The sequence below is a fragment of the Arthrobacter sp. TJ-217 genome (assembly GCF_058269255.1).
On record NZ_JBZCNJ010000001.1, the window covers coordinates 1 to 20,557 of the forward strand.

Annotated in this window: 20 protein-coding genes and 1 pseudogene; 6 read left to right on the forward strand and 15 right to left on the reverse strand. The window is 66.3% G+C overall.

Translation table 11 applies throughout. The annotated features are described in order from the left end of the window. Window positions 1-830: serine hydrolase domain-containing protein (locus AC4D2R_RS00005; protein WP_490936348.1), on the forward strand; the 830-nt coding region annotated here is incomplete at its 5' end. Between the two features lie 852 nt (window positions 831-1,682). Here the strand turns inward: AC4D2R_RS00005 and AC4D2R_RS00010 are convergent. Beyond that, a complete protein-coding gene (locus AC4D2R_RS00010) occupies window positions 1,683-2,840 on the reverse strand; it encodes an SGNH/GDSL hydrolase family protein (protein WP_490936350.1) in 1,158 nt (385 codons plus the stop codon). After that, complete coding sequence (locus tag AC4D2R_RS00015) at window positions 2,837-3,418, reverse strand: TetR/AcrR family transcriptional regulator (protein WP_490936352.1); 582 nt, start codon at window positions 3,416-3,418, stop codon at window positions 2,837-2,839. The genes AC4D2R_RS00010 and AC4D2R_RS00015 overlap by 4 nt, the downstream gene beginning before the upstream one ends. A gap of 337 nt (window positions 3,419-3,755) precedes the next feature. Between AC4D2R_RS00015 and AC4D2R_RS00020 the strand changes: the two are divergent. After that, a pseudogene (locus AC4D2R_RS00020) lies at window positions 3,756-3,878 on the forward strand (transposase); the annotation flags it as partial. A 220-nt stretch (window positions 3,879-4,098) separates the two neighbouring features. Here the strand turns inward: AC4D2R_RS00020 and ychF are convergent. After that, window positions 4,099-5,184, reverse strand: coding sequence for a redox-regulated ATPase YchF (gene ychF, locus AC4D2R_RS00025; RefSeq protein ID WP_490936354.1), 1,086 nt, complete (start codon window positions 5,182-5,184; stop codon window positions 4,099-4,101). A gap of 84 nt (window positions 5,185-5,268) precedes the next feature. Between ychF and AC4D2R_RS00030 the strand changes: the two genes are divergently transcribed. Beyond that, a complete protein-coding gene (locus AC4D2R_RS00030) occupies window positions 5,269-6,702 on the forward strand; it encodes a DNA recombination protein RmuC (RefSeq protein WP_490936356.1) in 1,434 nt (477 codons plus the stop codon). Window positions 6,703-6,817: 115 nt separating this feature from the next. Further along, a complete protein-coding gene (locus AC4D2R_RS00035; protein WP_490936358.1) occupies window positions 6,818-7,030 on the forward strand; it encodes an MYXO-CTERM sorting domain-containing protein in 213 nt (70 codons plus the stop codon). Window positions 7,031-7,090: 60 nt separating this feature from the next. Here the strand turns inward: AC4D2R_RS00035 and AC4D2R_RS00040 are convergent, their stop codons facing one another. Both AC4D2R_RS00040 and AC4D2R_RS00045 read right to left on the reverse strand, forming a co-directional pair. After that, window positions 7,091-8,188, reverse strand: a complete 1,098-nt coding sequence (locus tag AC4D2R_RS00040) for a 4-hydroxy-3-methylbut-2-enyl diphosphate reductase (RefSeq protein ID WP_490901478.1) — start codon at window positions 8,186-8,188, stop codon at window positions 7,091-7,093. Between the two features lie 62 nt (window positions 8,189-8,250). Then, window positions 8,251-9,093 (reverse strand): hypothetical protein, encoded by an 843-nt coding sequence (locus AC4D2R_RS00045; protein ID WP_490936360.1) that lies wholly within the window; start codon window positions 9,091-9,093, stop codon window positions 8,251-8,253. A 177-nt stretch (window positions 9,094-9,270) separates the two neighbouring features. On the opposite strand from AC4D2R_RS00045, the gene xseA reads away from it, so the two are divergent. Both xseA and AC4D2R_RS00055 read left to right on the forward strand, forming a co-directional pair. Further along, window positions 9,271-10,686, forward strand: a complete 1,416-nt coding sequence (xseA, locus tag AC4D2R_RS00050; RefSeq protein WP_490937331.1) for an exodeoxyribonuclease VII large subunit — start codon at window positions 9,271-9,273, stop codon at window positions 10,684-10,686. Further along, entirely contained in the window at window positions 10,683-10,934 is a 252-nt protein-coding gene (locus tag AC4D2R_RS00055; RefSeq protein WP_490901474.1) for an exodeoxyribonuclease VII small subunit, read from the forward strand. The genes xseA and AC4D2R_RS00055 overlap by 4 nt, the downstream gene beginning before the upstream one ends. Here AC4D2R_RS00055 and AC4D2R_RS00060 read toward each other — a convergent pair. The 10 genes from AC4D2R_RS00060 to AC4D2R_RS00105 form a co-directional block, all read right to left on the reverse strand. Then, window positions 10,931-11,785 (reverse strand): PPK2 family polyphosphate kinase, encoded by an 855-nt coding sequence (locus AC4D2R_RS00060; protein WP_490936362.1) that lies wholly within the window; start codon window positions 11,783-11,785, stop codon window positions 10,931-10,933. The genes AC4D2R_RS00055 and AC4D2R_RS00060 overlap by 4 nt on opposite strands. A 32-nt stretch (window positions 11,786-11,817) precedes the next feature. Then, window positions 11,818-13,035, reverse strand: coding sequence for a pyridoxal phosphate-dependent aminotransferase (locus tag AC4D2R_RS00065; protein WP_490936364.1), 1,218 nt, complete (start codon window positions 13,033-13,035; stop codon window positions 11,818-11,820). A 71-nt stretch (window positions 13,036-13,106) separates the two neighbouring features. Next, window positions 13,107-14,072, reverse strand: a complete 966-nt coding sequence (locus tag AC4D2R_RS00070; protein WP_490936366.1) for an ABC transporter substrate-binding protein — start codon at window positions 14,070-14,072, stop codon at window positions 13,107-13,109. Window positions 14,073-14,108: 36 nt separating this feature from the next. Beyond that, entirely contained in the window at window positions 14,109-15,074 is a 966-nt protein-coding gene (locus AC4D2R_RS00075; protein ID WP_490901466.1) for an ABC transporter substrate-binding protein, read from the reverse strand. Next, on the reverse strand, window positions 15,071-15,820 hold the full coding sequence (locus AC4D2R_RS00080) for an ABC transporter permease (protein WP_490936368.1): 750 nt from the start codon (window positions 15,818-15,820) through the stop codon (window positions 15,071-15,073). The genes AC4D2R_RS00075 and AC4D2R_RS00080 overlap by 4 nt, the downstream gene beginning before the upstream one ends. Continuing rightward, entirely contained in the window at window positions 15,820-16,512 is a 693-nt protein-coding gene (locus AC4D2R_RS00085) for an ABC transporter permease (RefSeq protein WP_490937333.1), read from the reverse strand. The genes AC4D2R_RS00080 and AC4D2R_RS00085 overlap by 1 nt, the downstream gene beginning before the upstream one ends. Before the next feature lie 2 nt (window positions 16,513-16,514). Then, complete coding sequence (locus AC4D2R_RS00090; protein ID WP_490937336.1) at window positions 16,515-17,633, reverse strand: ABC transporter ATP-binding protein; 1,119 nt, start codon at window positions 17,631-17,633, stop codon at window positions 16,515-16,517. 246 nt (window positions 17,634-17,879) lie between these two features. Further along, a complete protein-coding gene (gene rsgA, locus AC4D2R_RS00095) occupies window positions 17,880-19,019 on the reverse strand; it encodes a ribosome small subunit-dependent GTPase A (protein WP_490936370.1) in 1,140 nt (379 codons plus the stop codon). Between the two features lie 64 nt (window positions 19,020-19,083). Beyond that, the gene (locus AC4D2R_RS00100; RefSeq protein ID WP_490936372.1) at window positions 19,084-19,551 is read right to left on the reverse strand and encodes an NUDIX hydrolase; all 468 of its coding nucleotides are present in this window, start codon (window positions 19,549-19,551) and stop codon (window positions 19,084-19,086) included. A gap of 9 nt (window positions 19,552-19,560) precedes the next feature. Further along, window positions 19,561-20,505 carry an N-acetylglucosamine kinase gene (locus AC4D2R_RS00105; protein ID WP_490936374.1) on the reverse strand — a complete coding sequence of 315 codons (945 nt, stop codon included), beginning with the start codon at window positions 20,503-20,505 and terminating at the stop codon, window positions 19,561-19,563. Window positions 20,506-20,557: the final 52 nt, after the last annotated feature.

Sequence of the window (20,557 nt, forward strand, 5' to 3'; positions counted from 1 at the left end):
CCGGCATCATCAAGGGAGAGGGAATCGACCCGAAGGCCATCACCGTCCGGCAGCTGCTCCAACACACCAGCGGCCTGCCCGAGTACACCACCGAACTCATCATCAATGAAGCGTCCGCCGAACGCGACATCTACCGCTCACCCCGGGACGTGCTCGACCTGGCGCTCGGACAGCCCGCGATCTTCCCCGCAGGGGAACGGTTTCAATACACCAACACCAACTACATCGTCCTGGGCCTGATCATCGAACGCATCACCCAACGGCCCCTGGGCGAACAGATCCACGATCGGATCGTCACACCCCTGGACCTGAAACACACCTACCTCCCAGACCTCGGCGAGACCGGGCTGCGCGGTGAGCATCCCCTGGGCTACCACAAGGACGCCAAGGGGGAACTACGCGACGTCACCGAGTACGATCCTTCCACGGCCTGGGCAGCAGGAGCCATGGTATCCACACCGGCTGAGCTCAACACGTTCATGAAAGCCGTCCTCGACGGCGAGCTCCTGGAACCGGCCGAACTCGACCAGATGCTCACCGGCATCCCCACCGGCGACAAAATCATTCCCGGATCCACGTACGGGCTGGGCATCGAAAGCGGCGAACTGGGCGGCGGCACAACCTGGGGCCACAACGGCTCCATCCCCGGCTACCAGACGATCAACGCAGTCGCAGAGGACGGCACCGCCGTCACCATCACCGTCACAGCACTGCCATACGCCATCTTCGAAGGCCCCCAGGAAGAAATCTTCGAAGGCCCCCAGGAGGAACTCATCGCTCTCTACAGCTTAACCACCGACGCCCTCGACGAAGCCCTCAGCACACCATAATCCGACACCAACCACAGCACCCGCAGCCCGTCTCCCACCAGCAGGCAGATACAGGCTTATTCTTCGACTATCGACGGATATTTCAACCCGCCCGGCGGGGTGTCTCGCAGTGATGGCACAAGGTGAGGCAGGAGTCGCTAAAGCCGTTGGCTTCTCGGAATCAGTTGATGGTCGAGCGTCGCTGCACTTTCGTCATGAACAGTTCCGTCTTCCCCAAGGGTCAGGGTGGTGGTTGTGAGGCGGTGTGGGTGCGTGGCTCCTGCTTATGGCGACGCTGAACTTAGTGCTGTCTCCTGAACGCGGCAGCTTCCCGGGGTCATTTGATAATCAATCCATCTTCTGAACCTCACGAGCCAAAATTCACGAGACCCATGAGGGCTTGTGATGATACGCCCATCGATTCTGTTACAAGAAATGCCGCCCTCACACGTCTTTACGGAGGGCGGCATTTCTACTAATTCAGACGAGAGGTCGATACCTTGAACCTAAATTCCACCACGATCCGTAGCAAAATAATCTTGAGGAAGGACCTACCATCCAGCTGGTGATTCGTAGCCAGAAGCTCATGATTGCCTGGACGGCGCCTTCCGCCCGCAGGAAAGAGATTGGTTCGGCGGAGTCCCACCACGCCTCAGCCCCGACCCCGGCGACAGGTGTTCCCAAGGCGTCAACGTATGGCTTCCGCACCGGCTCAGCGTCGGCCGGCCCCTGTTTTCGCTGCCTTATGTACCGTTCAGTTTTGTGACGACAGCCCCAGAAGGAAACCCGACTCACTTAGTGCACCTCGTCGGGAGGTCCAGTTGCAGCTCGACGCTTTGATTGCAGTCGAATTGCTGTGTCAGCGTCCTTTGGTCATGGTGTCGGGAAAGGCCTTCCTGATCCAAAGACGCGATCAGCAAACCGGCGGCCGATCAGGTCATGAGCCTCTACATTCGGGTGCAGGCCATCAGGAAGCGGCAAAGCAACCCCGTCCTCGGGCCCATACAGGTCAAGCCCGTCGAGGTAGTACAGGTTCACGTCCTCCTCTCGGTCCCTGGAGATGGCAAGGAGCGCATCGCGGATGATTTCGAGAGTTAAGCGCCCCTGCGCAGTATCGCCTGGTACACCGGTGGCGATGAATTGCACCTGGTCGGCACGAAGGGACGCCGGGTCCACCGCCAGCGGCCCGGGAGTGCTCTCATGGATGCCTGCGAAAAGCGGCGACACCAGCAACAACGGCGTCACGGGGTGACCATCTCGGATCGTGTCGAGGAAACCGTGAACGGCAGGCACGAAGGAACGCAGTCTCATGGAATCGAGGTTTACGACGTTGATGCCGAGCTTCACGCTGATGAAGTCGGCAGGTGCATCGCGAATGACGCGGGCCAGGAACGGGTCCACCAGGGCGCTGCCGCCGAACCCCAGGTTACGCAGCTCCACGCTTCCCGCCGTGCGTGCAGCGACAACAGGCCAAATTTCGGTCGGAGCGAGCGCGTTGGAGCCGTGGCTGATTGAGCTGCCATGATGCAGCCATATCTTGCCGGCCCGATCCTCGGTATGGACCGGCGCGTCAGTGCGCAGCGCAATGATCTCGAGTGACTCGTTGTGCGGAAGCCACATCTCCACCCGCTTTAGGTCAGTGGAGAGTGCAGATATGACGGTGGCGTGATCGGGGCCAGAGTGAGCGCTAGATGAACCGGTTCGAAGGTCGACCTCCAGGCAATCACCTCCGCTGAGCTCATCACGAACGTGAAGCATTCCGTCGATAACGACATCGACGCGACCGCGCGGACGGTCCGCGCCACGATAAGCTACGCGACTCGGGTGCGTGATGAGCTCAACGCGAGAAGCCGTGGTCGTGAACGCGAGGTGCACGCCGGAGGGCTGGCGCTCCATGGCCAGCAACTGCGGGTCGGGGAACTGGTGTCGCACCCAGGAAGGCAGTCGATGCGGGAGGACGCCGCGGTCGGTTTGTTCCAGCTCGGCGATGCCGTGAATGAGATCAGCAGTAAGAGCAGTCGACAGCATCATGATGGAGTTCCTTCGGAAGGCCACGTACTGAGAGCACGATCGAGGGCGTCGACGGCGGCAAGCCAGGATTCGTCTTGCCCGTCCGGGCGATGGTTGAACGCATCAGACTCCGTCAGAACAAGGAATCCGCTCACCGTCGCTGCAACAAGACGCGCAGCGTGTACGAGGGCCGACTCCGGAACCGGATAGCCGCGGATCACAGCAAGCATCAGCGATGCCACCCGCGCCGCTTCTGGGGAGTGCGCGGTGTCAGATGAAGCAACCCGTTGAAGTGCCGCCCACGCTCCAGGTCGCTGGGTTGCAAACTCACGGTACGCATCGACGAGGCCTTGAAGCGCGGCTTTCCCCGAGCGGCCAGCCAGTTCCTCACTGACTCGCGAACCCAAATCGCCCAGCGCGAGCCGGTGAACTGCATCGAGTAGCGCATCACGGCTTTTGACATGCTCGTAAAGGCTTGCCGGCTGCACACCAAGGTGTCGCGCGACCGCGGCGACGGTAACAGCGTCAAAACCATCGCGGTCAGCGAGCGTTGCAGCAGCAGAGATAACGACATCGGGGGAGAGATTCGATCTAGGCACAGACACATCCTACGGCAAGTAGGTCAGAACCTACACTCCATAGGTTGTGTGAGTTTATGACACTTCCCCTCCGGCAACTTTCTGAACGTGCGTGTTCAGATTCTTGTGATTACGACACCCCCGCCGGGCTGGTATCCCCTTTAGGATGCGTCGGGCACGATGGGCATGCTGAAATAGCGGTAGACCGTTGCCCGGCTTGCGCCGATGATCTTTCCGATATCGGCTGGTGCAAGCCCTTGAGTTTTTAGATCCCGAGCCCTTTTAACCTTCGCGTGATCGACAGTTATCTCCCTCCTCCCAGCCTTCCGTCCGTGTTCGGCCGCCGCAGCCATACTGCAATGGCTATCGGCACCACGACCTGGACACTAGGATCGGAACGGTCGACGCCGCGATACCAAAACTACGCTCCGGCACATACTTTTCCGACTGGCTGCTCGAGCGCCGTAAACGGGCCGAGTCGTGGGAGCACGGGATGGTTCGCATGATCCCGTTGTCCAGATCGTCCAGTCACACGAACTAGTCGTGGCTTGTGTCGGCCATTTCTCTTCGAAGACCCGAGGGCGGTAGCGCACAGGATCCACGAGGGCTGGTGACGATACGGCTATCGAGTCTGTCACAAGAAAAGCCGCCCTAATTCGTTTTCAAGCAGAGCGGCATTTCTATTGATTCAGGCGAAAAATCTATACATTAAATCTAAATTCCACCACGTCGCCATCGGCCATAACGTATTCCTTGCCTTCGATGCGCACCTTGCCCTTGGCCTTGGCCTCGGCCATCGACCGGGCAGCCATGAGGTCCTCGAAGTGGACGACCTCAGCCTTGATGAATCCGCGCTGGAAGTCGGAGTGGATCACGCCTGCCGCCTCGGGCGCCGTGGCGCCCTTCTTGATGGTCCAGGCGCGGGTCTCCTTCGGGCCGGCGGTGAGGTAGGTCTGCAAGCCGAGGGTGTGGAAGCCGACGCGCGCCAGCTGATCCAGCCCCGACTCCTCCTGGCCGTTCATCTCGAGCATCTCGCGGGCCTCTGCCTCGTCGAGTTCAACGAGGTCCGCCTCGAGCTTGGCGTCGAGGAAGATCGAGTCCGCCGGTGCGACGAGGGCCCGCAGCTCCTCCTGGCGCTCAGGGCTGCCGAGCACTGCGTCGTCGACGTTGAAGACGTAGATGAACGGCTTGGCGGTGAGCAGGCTCAGTTCGCGCAGGTGTTCCATCTCGAGCTTGTCGCTCTTCACGGAGGAGAAAATCGTGTCCCCGCGCTCCAGGACGGCCTGGGCCGCCTGCATCGCGGCGAGCTGCGCTGCCTCGCGCTTCTTGATCTTGACTTCCTTCTCGACGCGCGGGATGGCCTTTTCGAGGGTCTGCAGGTCGGCGAGGATCAGCTCGGTGTTGATCGTTTCCATGTCGGAGCGGGGATCGACCTTGCCGTCGACGTGGACGACGTCGGGATCGTCGAAGACCCGGATGACCTGGGCGATGGCCTCGGCTTCGCGGATGTTCGCAAGGAACTGGTTGCCCAGCCCCTCCCCTTCGGAGGCGCCCTTGACGATGCCGGCGATGTCAACGAACGACACCGTCGCCGGGAGGATCTGCTTCGATCCGAAGACCTCGGCCAGCTGGGCCAGACGCGGGTCGGGAAGATTGACCACTCCGACATTCGGTTCGATCGTCGCGAACGGGTAGTTCGCCGCCAGAACGTTGTTGCGGGTCAGCGCGTTGAAAAGGGTTGATTTGCCGACGTTGGGCAGTCCGACGATGCCAATAGTAAGAGCCACGGGAGTAAAGTCTACCGGCCCGGGCGCGCCGCCCTGCCGGGGAGCCTTCCCGAAATTGTCGGCGCATCCTGCGACAGTGATTTCATGGACGGTTTCACACTTGTGCTCGTAATCCTCGCTTTCGTCGTCGGCTGCATCGCGGGCGCTTTCTTCATCTCCGCGCAGGGGCGGGGGCAGGCGGACCGGCTTCGGGAGGAACTTGACGACGCCGTGAACCGGCTGGGGAGCGCGACGGCGTCCCTTGCCGCAGCGGCGGCCGAAAAGGAGCTGCTCGCCTCCCAGAACCGTGCCCTGTCGGCGAGGTCCGCCGAAGAGACGAACGTCTTGAGGGCACTGGCGCCGGTGGCGGAGAAGCTTACCCAGGTCCAGCGCCAGGTGGGCCTGCTGGAGCGGGACCGCGTTGAACAGTACGGGCAGCTGGCCCAGCAGTTGCAGGAGGCACGCGATGCCGATGCCCGGCTCCTTTCAACGACCCACTCCCTCGCGGCGGCCCTGCGCAGCAACAGTGCCCGCGGCCAGTGGGGCGAGGTGCAGCTGCGCCGGGTGGTTGAGGCGGCCGGAATGATTTCCCGGGTCGACTTCGTGGAGCAAGCCACGTACGCCCGGGCTGGGGACACCGAAGGGGCCGGGGCCGGCGGTGCCGGCACCACTTCCCGTCCCGACATGGTGGTCCAGCTGCCGGGCAACAAGCAGCTGGTCATCGACGCGAAGGTGCCGCTGAGCGCCTTCCTGCAGGCCCAGGAGCTTGACGAGGACGACGCCTCCGGCTCCGCGGGCAGTGCCGCGGAGCGAGCGGCGCTGCTTCAGCAGCACGCCAGGGCGCTGCGGGCGCACATCGACACCCTCGCGAAGAAGAAGTACTGGGAAGGGACGAACAACTCCCCCGAACTGGTGATCTGCTTCATCCCGGTCGAATCGATCCTCGCTTCCGCCCTGCGGGCGGACCCTTCCCTGCTCGACTACGCCTTCAGCCGCAATGTTGCCCTGGCCTCCCCCGTCTCCCTCCTCGCCATCCTCAAGAGCGCGGCGTTCAGCTGGCGCCAGGAGGTGCTCACCGACAACGCGCGGGAGCTCTTCGAGCTCTCCCGCCAGCTGTATGAGCGCCTCGGCACAATGGGCGGGCATGTCGCCAAGCTTGGTTCGTCGCTGAAAGCTTCGGTGGAGAAGTACAACTCGTTCGTCGGAACCCTTGAAACCCGGGTCCTTCCCACCGCACGTCGGATCGGAGCGTTCGATTCGGCGTCACTTGACGCCGTCCCTGCCGGAGCCGAAGCAGGCCCCGGCAAAAGCGCCTTCCAGGGGGTGCAGGCCGTCGAGGCAACGCCGCGGCTGCTTGGCGCACCCGAATTGCTCGACGGCCCCGAAGATCGCGGAGACGGGGCCGGAGCCCTGGGCGGAAACGGCTGGGCCCAGGGCGGTACGGGAATCAGCAGGGTGGGCATCAGCGGTGACGGCCAGGACCACCTCGACCGCGCCGCCCCCGAGACTCCCGAGACCCCTGTGGAACGCAGCGCCTAGCTCCGCACCGGTGCACTTGCTGCACCGTGAGCGGGGTCAGTTGCGCCCGGACCGGGGAACGGGTGCGTCCGCCGGAGCCTTTCCGTGCCATCGAGGGTGTGGGAGAATTCCGGCCATGACCGAAGACAAGGCTGATGACAGCACCCGGGTCCCCTTCTGGATCGTGCTTGCCGGAGTCGGCGCCGGCGCCTTCTGGGCACTGGTCGGCGTTGCGGTCGGCGCCCAGCTCTCCCGCCGGCGTCGGGACAGGGCCGTCCCGGCCGGCGTACGCACGACGCCGCTGCCGTGGCAGCGCACGTCGCTTCAGGGCCTGCGCCCGGGACGGTGAGACCGTTGAGGCTGCACGCCCAGTGACCGGCCTTACGAAGCGACCGGCCCGACGAAGCGGCTAGTTCAGCGTTCCCGGTTCGCGTCGGCCACCGCGCCCGCCGCGTCCCTGGGAGGAATCACCCATCGCCTTGAGCGCGGAGCGGATTTCCTTGGGCAGGGAGAAGATGATGTCCTCCTGGGCCGTGACGACTTCCTCGACCTCGCCGAAGCCGTATTCGGCAAGCAGCCGGAGCACGTCCTGGACCAGGTTCTCGGGAACCGATGCGCCGGAGGAAACCCCGACCGTCCGAACCCCTTCGAACCAGGATTCATCGACCTGGTTGGCGAAGTCGACGCGGTGGGCGGCCTTCGCACCGTACTCAAGGGCCACCTCGACCAAGCGAACCGAGTTTGAAGAGTTGGCCGAGCCGACAACGATCACCAGGTCTGACGACGGGGCGATCTTCTTGATCGCCGCCTGCCGATTGGAGGTGGCGTAGCAGATGTCATCGCTCGGCGGATCCTGCAACGTCGGGAACCGCTCCTTGAGCAGGTTCACCGTGTGCATCGTCTCGTCAACGCTCAGGGTGGTCTGGGAAAGCCAGATCAGCCGCTCCGGGTCGCGGACCTGGACCTTATCGACATCCTCGGGGCCGTTGACGATCTGGATGTGCTCGGGCGCCTCGCCGGCGGTCCCCTCGACCTCCTCGTGGCCCTCGTGGCCGATCAGCAGGATGTCGAAGTCGTCGCGGGCGAAACGCTGGGCCTCGCGGTGGACCTTGGTGACCAGCGGGCAGGTCGCGTCGATCGTGCGCAGGCCCCGGTCCGCGGCCGACTGAACCACTGCGGGGGAAACCCCGTGCGCGGAGAAGACAAGCAGGGCGCCCTCGGGCACCTCGTCGGTTTCCTCGACAAAAATCGCACCCTTGGCCTCGAGCGTGGAGACCACATGCAGGTTGTGGACGATCTGCTTGCGCACATAGACCGGCGGGCCGTAGTGCTCAAGCGCCTTTTCGACGGCGATGACCGCACGGTCCACCCCGGCGCAGTACCCGCGGGGCGCCGCGAGCAGCACCTGGCGCGAACCCTCGACCGGGGATGCGGCGTGCACGTCCTCGGGTGAGCGGCGCCTGCGGGGCACCATGGGCATGGGGACCTGGACTGCTGTGCTGGTCATGGTTCAATGCTAGCGGTTCCCGGACGGGCCACCCCGTCGCGGGCCGCTTTCTCAGCTGTGGGCTAAGGCATACCGCGCCGGCCGAAGGTCAGGCGCAGGGCCACCCCGACGAGCAGGACGACGAGCCCGCCGGCGATCACCGGGGCGGTCGATTCGGCGAGGTCGCTGGCAACGCGGCCGGCCAAGCCCCGGACGAAGACCTGGGCGATGGGGCTTGGGCCGGCGGCCGCAACCGCGACGTCGGGAATCATCCCTGCCCCGAGCAATCCGGCAGCGCCGATTCCGGCACCGCCGAGCCCGAGCAGCGCGAGGGTCGTTGACCGCCTGCGGGCGAAGAGCAGCGCGAGCGCCCCGCTGAGCCCTGCGCCGCCGGCAAGGACCGGCCAGAGCCCCGCGACGCGGCCCACGAAGCTGAACATGCCGCCGTTTTCGAGGGTGCCGACCTCCACAGTGGTGTTGCCCGGAACCGGGATCTTGAGGCCAACCCTCGAGCCGAGCTGGTCGGCCAGCAGGCGGGCCAAAGGTCCGACGTCGAGGGTGAGGACGGTCGGGGCGGGCTCGCCGGCGGCCGGAGCAGCGGCGAAGGTGAGCCTGTGCGAGATCCGCAGCGTTTCCTCCCAGGCCCGCGGGTATCCGGAGTTACCGGTGACTGAGGTCGCGGCGTCGGCTATGGCCGGCCGAATGAAGGACTTCAGCTGGTCCGGCAGTCCGGTTCCGTCGGTGACCTCCCGGGCCAGGGTTGAGGTGAGTGCCTTCTGGAACTTGGCGTCATGACCGAGGGGACCGGCGAGTTCCACGAAGCCCCGCGCGTCAACGAGCCTGCTCTCCGTCCACGCCGCAGCCAGTGCCCCCGCGGTCAGGCCAAGCGAGAGAAGGGCACAAAAAGCGGATAGCAGGGTTCGCATGCGGTCCTTGCGGTCGGGAACTGCTCGGACCTACGATTATGCCCTTTCCCTCCCCGTTCGGCATCGGCCGCACTGCCGTGCCCGCAGCCGGCTCTGCACATATCACCGGGAGGGGCCGGGTCCGCGTGCAAAGCTGGTAGACATAGAGGACCCCGAGTAGTGGAAGGAACACCGATGATGCCCGAGGGCACAACGCCGTACGGTGACCGGACCGCGGTGCTCCGGAGCGGTCCTCCGGACCGCAGGTCGACTCTTCCCGGCACGGCCGCCGAAACGAGCGCCGAGACCCCGTGGCCGCTCCACGTCCTCTCGGAGAAGCTCAAGGCGCACATCGACCGGGCCCCCGCCGCATGGGTGGAGGGCCAGATCATTGAGCTCAACCGCCGATCGAACATCTGCTTCATCACGCTGCGCGACGTCGACACGGAGGTCTCGCTCTCGCTGACCGTGTTCAGCAGCGTCCTTGACCGGCTCTCCCTTCCCCTCGAGCAGGGCTCGAGGGTGGTGGCTCAGTTGAAGGCCGACTTCTGGGTGAAGACGGGCAGGCTTTCGATGCAGACACGCGACATCCGTCCGGTCGGGCTCGGCGACCTGCTTGCCCGCATCGAGCGCCTGCGCCGCCTGCTGACCGCCGAGGGGCTCTTCGCCGCTCAACGGAAGAAACGCCTGCCGCTGCTTCCCCACCGCATCGGCCTGATCACCGGCCGCGACTCGGACGCAATGAAGGACGTGATGCGCAACGCGGCCCTCCGCTGGCCGGCCGTTGACTTCGCGGTCCGTGAGGTCGCCGTGCAGGGCACGAACAGCGTCGCCCAGATCACCGCCGCCCTCGCGGAGCTCGACGCGATGCCCGAGGTGGATGTCATCATCATCGCCCGCGGCGGCGGGGCGCTCGAGGACCTGCTGCCCTTCAGCAGCGAAGACCTGATCCGCGCCGTAGCGGCCGCGAAGACCCCGGTGGTCAGCGCCATCGGCCACGAAGCCGACCGCCCGCTCCTTGACGAGGTGGCCGACCTGAGGGCCTCCACACCGACCGACGCGGCCAAACGCGTGGTGCCCGACGTCGCAGAGGAGCTTACGCGGATCCGGCAGGCCCGCGGTGCGCTCCTGCGCTCCGTCGGCCTCCTTGTCGGGCGGGAGACGGACCGGCTGACGCAGCTGCGTTCCCGTCCGTCCCTGGCCCGCCCGGAGGGCATGATCGACGTCCGCGAAGCCGACATCGAACGGCTGAGAAGCCGCGCCCACCGTGCAGCGGAGTCCGCGGTGCACCGCCAGAGCGACAGCGTGCGCCACCTTCGGGCGCAGGTGCGGGCCCTTTCGCCGCAGAAGACCCTTGACCGCGGTTACGCGGTCGTCCAGCTGGCCGGCGGTGAAGTGGTGCGCGACGCAGACGCTGTCTCCCCCGGCACCGACCTTTCGGTCAAGGTTGCCAGGGGACGGTTCCCGGCGCGGGTCACCGGCCCGGGACTGAACGGAGACGGTGCCGCCGGCACCTCCAGTTCGGACACCTCCGGCTCCGATCCCGACACCCCCAGTTCCAACGCCCCCGGCTCCGGGGACGCCCCAGTCACAACGGAAGAGACGGTTTCATGACCCAGGACGCAGCACCGGCAGCGAACTCCGACATTTCAGCCCTGTCCTACGAGCAGGCGCGGGAAGAGCTCGTGGCAGTGGTCTCCCAGCTCGAAGCCGGCGGTGTCAGCCTTGAGCAGTCGCTGGCTCTGTGGGAGCGCGGTGAGGCCCTTGCCGACCACTGCGAGTCGTGGCTTGAGGGAGCGAAGAAGCGCCTCGCGGCCGCCCGCAGCAGGGCCGAGGCCGGAGGCGACCCCACGCCGGGCTAGGACTGGGCCAGGCGCTGCTTCTCGGTCTCGACATCGAAGTGGGCCGCCGGCCACCGCAGGTTCAGGTCGGCGAGGGTCAGGGCGAGGATCTGCTGCACGGCAAGCCGGGCGTACCATTTGCGGTCCGCCGGAACCACATACCAGGGAGCATCCGGCGCGGCGGTCCGGGTGATCGCGGTTTCATAGGCCTGCTGGTACTCCTCCCAGTACCCCCGTTCGTCGACGTCGCCGGGGTTGTACTTCCAGTATTTGTCTTCCCGGTCCAGCCGCGCGGCGAGCCGCCGCTTCTGTTCCTCCTTGCTGATGTGGAGCATCACCTTGATGATTCGCGTGCCCCCACCCGCCAGCCCGGCCTCGAACTTCCGGATGGCCGCATAGCGGCGTTCGACGTCGGCGGCCGGGGACAACCCCCGCACCTTATGGATCAGCACGTCCTCATAGTGGGACCGGTCGAAGACGCCGATCATTCCGGGGCCGGGCAGCTGCTTGACGATCCGCCACAGGAAGCTGTGCTTGAGCTCCGCCTCGGTGGGAGCCTTGAACGCGTGGTGGTGCACGCCCTGCGGATCGACGGCGCCCATGACATGGCGGACGATTCCGCCCTTCCCCGCGGTGTCCATCGCCTGGAGAATGAGCAGGACGGAGTCCGTTTCCCCTTGGCGGCTCTGCGCGAAGAGCTGTTCCTGGGAGTGGGAGAGCGCCGACGCTCCCTTCGCCAAGGCGGCCTTGCCCGCGGTCTTGTCGCCGGCGAACCCGGGAGCGGAGCCCGGGTCCACGTCGGCGAGCCGGAAATCGGGCCCGGCCTGCAGCAACTCTCGGGGGTCTGTCTCGAATCGGATACGTGCCATCATCACTCCCTGGAACTGCTGCGGCGTGCAGGGGCCTACGGCTTGTAGGCCCCCAGGAACTCGGCCAGGCGGCCGATAGCGTCTTCGATGACTTCGACACTGGGCAGTGTCACCATGCGGAAATGGTCGGGGTTGATCCAGTTGAACGCGCGGCCGTGGGAGATCAGGATCTTCTGCTGTTTGAGCAGGTCGAGGGCAAACTTCTCGTCGTCCCGGATCGGGTACAACTCGGGGTCGAGGCGCGGAAAGAGGTAGAGGGCGCCCTTGGCCGGTTCGCAGCTGACCCCGGGGATCGCGTTGAGCAGTTCCGCCGCCTTGTCCCGCTGCTGCCGGAGGCGGCCGCCTGGAAGGATGAGGTCGTTGATGCTCTGGTACCCGCCGAGGGCCGTCTGGATGGCGTGCTGGGCGGGGACGTTGGCGCAGAGGCGCATGTTGGCCAGCAGGTTGATGCCCTCAATGTAGTCCGCAGCGTCCTCCTTGGGCCCGGAGATGGCCATCCAGCCGCTGCGGAAACCGGCGATCCGGTACGCCTTGGAGAGCCCGCTGAAGGTCAGGCACAGCACGTCCTCGCCGGTGACGGAGGCGGCGTTGATGTGGACGGCGTCGTCGTAGAGGATCTTTTCGTAGATCTCGTCGGCGAAGATGATGAGCCCGTGCTCCCGGGCGAGCTTGACCACTCCCTCGATGACAGCCTTCGGGTAGACGGCACCGGTGGGGTTGTTCGGGTTGATCAGGACGATTCCCCTGGTGGCGGGACTGATCTTGGAGGCCATGTCCTCAAGGTCGGGCCACCAGTGGTTGTCTTCGTCGCACAGGTAGTGGACCGGGGTTCCGCCGGCCAGGCTCGCCGACGCCGTCCAAAGCGGGTAGTCGGGGGTCGGCACGAGGATCTCGTCACCGTTGTTGAGCAGCGCCTGCAGCGACAGGGTGATCAGTTCGCTCACCCCGTTGCCCAGGTACACGTCATCGATGTCGATGTGCTTGATGCCGCGGCTCTGGTAGTACTGGACGACGGCGGTGCGCGCCGAGAAGATCCCGCGGGAATCGCTGTAGCCCTGGGATTCGGGAAGGTTGCGGATCATGTCCACGAGGATCGCGTCGGGGGCTTCGAAGCCGAACGGCGCGGGGTTGCCGATGTTCAGCTTCAGGATGCGGTGGCCCTGGGCCTCCATGATCTTCGCATGCTCAAGCAGCGGCCCCCGGATGTCGTAGAGGACATTGTGGAGTTTGTCGGACTGCCTGTACTTCGCCATTGGTTCAATATGCCACAGCAAGGGCCCGGCACGCCGAATTGTGTGTCCGTGCCGGGTCAATGCCGAGGGTGCTAGTTGGCGGCGAACCCCTTTTCCTCAAGCCAGTTCGCTGCGGCGTCGGCCGGGTTGAGCTTCTGGTCGCCGCTGACTTCCCGGTTGAGGTTGAGCAGGTCCTCGGTGGTCAGCTGCGACGACACCTCGTTGAGGACCGCCTGGGCGTCCTCACCTACGGCGTCGAGGTTGACCACGGGCAGAACCTGCTGGGCGAGCCAGTTGTTCTTAGGGTCCTCGAGCACCACGAGGTCGTTGTCCTCGATGGACGGCGTCGTCGTGAAGATGTCGGCGACCTGGATGTCGTTGTTCAGCAGCGCCTTGAGCGTTATCGCGCCGCCGCCGTCATTGATGGCTTCGAACTCCTTGGGCTCGCAGCCGTACTTTTCCTTGAGCCCGGCAAGGCCGTACGAGCGGTCCTGGAAGGTGCCCGGCGCGCCGATGATCAGCTCCCCGCACACCTCGCCCATGTCGGCCAGCGACTTCAGGCCGTATTTCTCGGCCGTTTCCCTGGTGACGACCATCGCGTCCTTGTTCTCGGCCTCGGCGGGGTTCAGGATGCCAAGGTTGACGTCCGGGTACTTCGCCTTCAAGGCATCGGGCAGTGCTGCAACGATCTCCTCGGCCGACTGGGCTGTCGACTGGGGGTCGGCGAAAAGCAGGAGGTTGCCGCTGTAGTCGGGAACGATGTCGATCGAACCCTCCTCAACGGCCGCGAAATAGATCTCGCGCGACCCGATGCTGAGTTTGGTGCCCGCATCGATGCCCTCGGCCTTCAAAGCGCCGGCGTAGATTTCGGCGATGATCTGGCTTTCGGGGAAGTCCGCCGATCCAACGACGACGGACCCGCCGGCTCCGGTCTCCTCCGGACCTGCCGCGGGGTCGCTGTTCGCTCCGCAGGCAGTCAACGCCAGCAGGCCCGCAAGGCCGCCGGCCAGTCCCAGCACACCGCGCCGACCGGCGCGGTGTGCTGAATGGTTTTTCATGGTGTTCCTCCTTGTGCGCGAGTGACGGCCGCGGCGCTACTTGCCGCCGAGGCCCTTTTCCGTGAGCCAGTCAGCCGCCGCGTCGGCGGGGTTGCGCTTCTCATCGCCGCTGACCTGGCGGTTGAGGTCAAGCAGGTCCTTGGTGGTCAGCTGGGACGACACCTCGTTGAGGACCGCCTGGGCGTCCTCTCCCACCGTGTCAAGGTTTACCAGCGGGATCACCTGCTGGGCGATGAAGTTGTTCTCGGGATCCTCGAGCACCACGAGGTCGTTGTCCTCGATCGAGGGCGTCGTCGTGTAGATGTCCGCGACCTGGACGTCGTCGTTCAGCAGCGCTTCGAGGGTGATGGCACCGCCGCCGTCGTTGAGGGACTCGAAGCTCTTCGGCACGCAGTTGTACTTCTCCTTGAGCCCGGGAAGTCCGTAGGACCGCTCCTGGAACGTGCTCGGGGCACCGATCGTGATCTGGTCGCATACCTCGCCCAGGTCCACGAGCGACTTCAGCCCGAACTTCTCCGCCGTTGCCGCCGTCACCACCATCGCGTCCTTGTTCTCCGCCTCCGAGGCCTCGAGGACGCCCAGCTTCGTGGCGGACGACTTCGCGGACAGCGCATCGGGCAGCGCCGCGGCGATGTCCTCAGGGGACGTCGCGGTGGCCTCGGGGTCGACGAACAGCAGGAGGTTTCCGCTGTACTCGGGCATGATGTCGACCGAGCCCTCCTCAACGGCCGCGTAGTAGATCTCCCGCGACCCGATGTTGAGTTTGGTGCTCGCGTCGATGCCCTCGGCCTTCAGGGCGCCTGCGTAGATTTCGGCGATGATCTGGCTTTCGGGGAAGTCCGCCGATCCTACGACGACGGACCCGCCGGCTCCGGTTTCTTCGGGCTCGGCAGCGGGGTCGCTGTTCGCACCGCAGGCAGTCAACGCCAGCAGGCCCGTCAGGCCGCCGGCCACTCCCATCAAAGCGCGCCGTCCGGCGCGGTGTACTGACAGGTTTGTCATGTTGTTCCTCCTTGTGCACTGGCGACGGCCTTCTGCCGGCCAGATCCTTGTGGTGTCGCCGGTGTGCGGCGTGCCCGCAGCCCCGGCGAGATGGCAAATCGTTGAACCAGCGCCATGAGGAGGTCCACGGCAATCGCGACAACGCCGATGACCACCGCGCCCCCGAAGAGGCGCCCATAGTCGCGCAGCTGGGTGCCCTCGACGAGGAACACGCCCAGGCCGCCGAGGTTGATATAGGCGACGACGGCGGCGGTCGCCACCACCTGCAGCACTGCCGCGCGCACTCCGCCCAGGATGACGGGAAGCCCGTTGGGAACCTCCACCCGGAACAGGATCTGCAGCTCGGACATGCCCAGGGCCCTGGCCGCGTCGACGGTGTCGCGGTTCACGGAGGAGATGCCTGCGTAAACGCCGCTGAGCACCGGGGGAACCGCGAGGAGCACGAGCGCCCAGATGGGCGGCAGCAGTCCCAGACCGGCCAGGAGCACGAAGAGGAAAACCATGCCCAGGGTTGGCAGTGCCCGCAGGATCCCGATGCCCGAGACAATGATGATCCTGCCCTTCCCCGTGTGGCCTACGTACAGGCCGATGGGCACGGCGATCAGGAGCGCGATGAGCATGGTCAGACCCGTGTACCCGAGGTGCTCGAGGATCCGCACGGGAATCCCGCGGGCTCCCGACCAGTTCTCGGGGGCGCTGAGCCACTGGCCCATCTGGACGAAGAGGTTGTCGCTTGAGTAATCCATCAGGCGCCCACCCGGTACGCTTCGACCGCGACGGTCTTGGGAGCGGGCTCCTTCCGTGCTGCCTTCCGGGTCCAGGGGGTGCACAGCCGCTCAAGGCCAACGAGGATCAGGTCCATCACGAGGGCCAGGATCAGCGTGATGATGATCCCGACGGCGATTTCGGTCGGGAAGGAGCGGAAGAGTCCGTCGGTGAACAGCGTCCCGAGGCTTGAAACACCGATGAGCGCCCCGACGCTGACGAGGGAAATGTTCGTCACGGAGATCACCCGGAGGCCGGCGAACAGCACCGGGATGGACAGCGGAAAGTCGACGGTGAGGAAGCGGCGCACCGGGGTGAAGCCCATGGCGACGGCCGCCTGACGCACGTCGTCGTCGATCGACTCAAGCGCGTCGAGGGTGGAGCGAACCAGCAGTGCGACGGCGTAGATGGTCAGCGCCACGACCACGTTGACCGGGCTGATGATGCTGGTGCCGAGGATGAGGGGAAGGAACACGAACATCGCCAGGGAGGGGATCGTGTAGAGGATCGAGGAAACGGTAAGGATCACCCCGGCGATTCCCCGGTTCAGCCGCGCCAGCTGCGCCAGCGGCACGGCGACAATCACCGCGAAGATCAGGGGCAGCACCGACTGCACCAGGTGCTGTCCGGTGAGCCCGAGGATCGAGTCGATGTTCGCGAAGAACCAGTCCATGCTCACACCGCCGTATTGTGGTTGGCGCGGCCCCGGTTCACCCGTGCATCCTCGATAAGTTCGAGGATTTCACCGGCCCGCACCACTCCGACGGTGCGCCCGTCGTCGTCGACCGTCACGCCCAGCCCGGAGGGCGCCGACAGCGCCGCATCCAGGGCCCGCCGCAGGGAGTCGCCGCGGCGGTACAGCGAGCCGCCCGGCACGAGGTCGGCGGTGCTGCGGATGGCGGAGCGCTGGTTCTGCGGAACCCAGCCCTGCGGGCGTCCGTCGTTGTCGACGGCGAGTGTCCAGGGAGAGGAGACGTCGACCGCCGGATCGGCGAGCAGGTCGACTTCCACCGTTTCGACGGGGTGGATGCGCACATCGTCGCCCTCCTGGAAGGAAAGGTGCCGGAACCCGCGGTCGCGCCCGACGAAGCCGGCAACAAAATCGCTGACCGGCGCCCTCAGGATCTCCTCAGGCGTGGCGTACTGGGCGAGGATCCCGCCAACGGCAAGGACGGCAACCTTGTCACCGAGGATCGTCGCCTCATCGATGTCGTGGGTGACGAAGACGATCGTCTTGGCGAGGTCGCGCTGCAGGCGCAGCAGCTCCTCCTGGAGTTCGGCCCGGACCACCGGATCGACAGCGCTGAAGGGCTCGTCCATGAGCAGGATCGGCGGGTCCGCGGCCAGGGCGCGGGCGACGCCGACACGCTGCTGCTGCCCGCCGGAAAGCTGCGCCGGGTAGCGCTGGCCAAGCTCGGTTGCGAGCCCCACGACGTCGAGCAGTTCCTCCGCCCGTTTCCGTGCCGTCCCGCGGGCCACCCCGTTGAGCCGTGGGACGGTGGAGATGTTGTCGAGCACGGTGCGGTGCGGCAGCAGGCCCGAGGACTGCATGACGTACCCCATTGAGCGGCGCAGCTCGGAGGCCTTCTGCTCGGAGGCGTCTTTTCCATCGATGAGGATGGTGCCCGAGGTCGGTTCGACCATCCGGTTGATCATGCGCAGGGTTGTGGTTTTGCCGCAGCCTGAGGGACCCACCAGGACGGTGATGGCACCGCGGTCGATGTCCATGCTGAGGTTGTTCACGGCGGGGCGGCCGCTCGAATAGGTCTTGGTGACCCCTTGGAACTGGATCATTGGGGTCGGTGCTGGCGTGCGCGGTGGGTTTACAGGTGTCATGAAGCCCTTGCCTTTCATGGCCCGACGGGCAGCCGCACTTGCTGCCAGCACCCGCCGGGTGTCAGTGGGCCACCGGGTGAAAGCGGGTCGATGCTGGCGCCTGGCCCGTCAATCCGGTTCGAATTATGAGTCTAACGAGGCCTTCGCGGCAATCAAGGCGGCGTACTGGTCAAAGAGGCTAAAAGTTTCAGTTCGCACTAATCGTTACGCATCGGGCGCGATGCTGCTGCGGGGCACGCGCCGGGGTTGGGCCGCCTTCGGACGCCCCTTCCCGGCCGTCCGGGCCGCTTCGGCCTGCCTGCGGGCGAGCACCTGCAGTTCGCTGCGCATGCGCCTGTAGCTCTCGAGCCGGCGCAGGTCAAGGGATCCGGCGGCGAGCGCGGCCAGGACGGCGCACCCGGGTTCGGCGGCGTGCCGGCAGTCCCGGTACCGGCAGCCTGCGGCGAGCGCTTCGATGTCCTCGAACTCGCTGCCAAGGCCCTTCTCAGCGTCCCACAGGGCGAACCCGCGCAGCCCGGGCATGTCGACAAGCACGGCACCGCCGCCCAGAGGAATCAGGCTCCGGGAGGTGGTGGTGTGCCGTCCCTTGCCGTCCCCGGCCCTCACGGTTCCCGTGCTCTGCACGGCCTCGCCGAGGAGGGCGTTGACGAGCGATGACTTGCCGGCCCCGGAGGGTCCGACGAAGGCGCAGGTTTCTCCCGGGCGGATGGTTTCAGCGAGTCCGGGGCACCCGTCGCCGGTCAGGGCCGAGGTGGTGACCACCTCGGCGCCGCCGGCCCGTGAAACGGTTGAGGCGACAACCCCGTCGTGGCGCCCGGAAAGGTCGGCTTTGCTGAGGACGATCACCGGCCGGGCGCCGCAGTCACGTGCGGCGACGAGCATGCGCTCAAGACGGTTCTCCGACAGTGCGCGGTCGATCGGGACCACGACAGCTACGACGTCGACGTTCGCCGCAAGGGGCTGGGCCTGCGAGAGCGGGTCGTGGGACTTCTTCCGCTGGAGCAGCCCGCGGCGGGGAAGGATGCCGGCCACGCCGGGGCTTCCGGGTTCCCCTGCGAGGGCCAGCCAGTCCCCCACCGTTGCATCGACGGCGGAGGGCACGTGGAGCACTCCGCCCGCCGCGGCGGCAACGAGCTGGCTGCGGTCCACGCGCACCACCCGGGCCGGGCGCAGCTCCGGCTCCGGGGGCGGTGCGTCCCCGTCGGCGCTCGAGGCCAGCGCGGGTGCGGGGGCGCCGTCGTCGTGGCCTGCCGCCCCCGCCGGCTCGGGGAACGGGGTGCTGAAATGGGCCTCGAACCGGCTGCGGATTCTGCTCGTGTAGCCGTAGTCCTCCAAGATGGCCAAGGATGCCCGCCTCCCGTCAGCGGCGGGCCGGGCTCCTGGGGCACCGGCGCCGCCGGTGCCCATGCTAGCCCCCGTCGAACCGCCGGGAATAGAGCCGGAGCCCGACATCGACGAGTTCGACCCGGTGCAGGCCCGGGATCTTGTCCCGCTCGAACCACGCTGCCTCGTCGGTGGACCCGAGGATTTCATGCGCGAGGTTCCCGGAGACGACGCGTGCGGAGTAGATGATGCGCAGGGCGTGCAGCGGAAGGGGGCTCCCGCTGAGCCGGCGCTCGGGCGGAACGAAGAAGCTGTCAACCCCCAGGAGGTCCCCGAGCTGGGCGTCGTACCCGGTCTCCTCGCGGATTTCGCGCACCGCGGCGGCCGGAGCGTCTTCGCCGAATTCGAGCCCTCCCCCCGGCAGGGTCCACCCCGATGCTCCGTTTTCGTTCCAGTGCGCAAGCAGGATCCGGCTTCCCTCAACGATGACTCCGTAGGCACCCACGCGCACGTCCCAGGCCGGCGGGTGCACCTGCAGGTTGGGTTCGCTCATGCGAAGAGTCTAAAGCGGCGCTCCTCCGCCGGCGGGGAGTCCTGCGGAGCGTGGGCGGGACCGGCGGAGGAAATCGACGCCCATCACCGGGTCCTGGGTCAGGAATACAACCTCGGAGATGCCGCGGGCCGCAAGGGCCGCCCGGATGCCCTGCTGCAGCGGCGGCTGATGGACGGCGAGCCCGCCTCCGATGACCACCGGACCCGGTATCCCGATCACGGAGACGATGTCACCGACCAGGCCGGCAATCGCTGCGGCCGCCTCGTCGATCAGGCGGCGCGCGTCGTCGTCGCCGGCCTCGGCCGCGGCGAACACCAGCGGCGACTGGGAGGCCCAGTGCCGCCGCCCCAGTTCGGAGTGGAACAGCCCAATGAGTTCGGTCGGCGAGGCCACGGAGTTGGCAGCAATGACGCGGCGTCCAAGCTCGCCCTGCTCCAGGGCCAGGTTGAAGCGGTGGAGGGTGTGCCGGATAGCCTCGCGGGCCAGCCAGTAGCCGCTGCCCTCGTCCCCGAGGAGGTAGCCCCAGCCCCCGGATCTTGCTTCGCGTCCCTCGGCGGTGACCCCCCAGGCGGCCGATCCGGTACCGGCGATCACCGCGATGCCCGCGGCGGCCCCTCCTGCGGCAAGGATGAGCCGGGTGTCGTGGACGACGTCGATGTCCGCCCCGGGCGCGAACGGCGCAATGAGCCCGCGCAGCCGTGCCGCGTCATCCTCGGTGTCGATGCCCCCGGACCCGGCGATGACCGCGGCGATCCGGCTCCCGCCCAGGTCGGCGAAGAGCTGCCGGAGGTTTTCCGCGGCCTCGGCGGCGCTGACGTTTTGGACGTTCGCGCTGCCGGCCTTCGCCTCGGCCGCTATGGAGCCTCCGCGCCAGAGGACCCCGTGGGTCTTGGATCCTCCAATGTCGAGTCCAACAGTCTCGGGGGCGGCGGAGTGCTGCTCTTCGGGGTGCATACGCTCCAGCGTACAAACATTCCGGCAGCGGCGGGCTTCGCCGCTGCCGGAG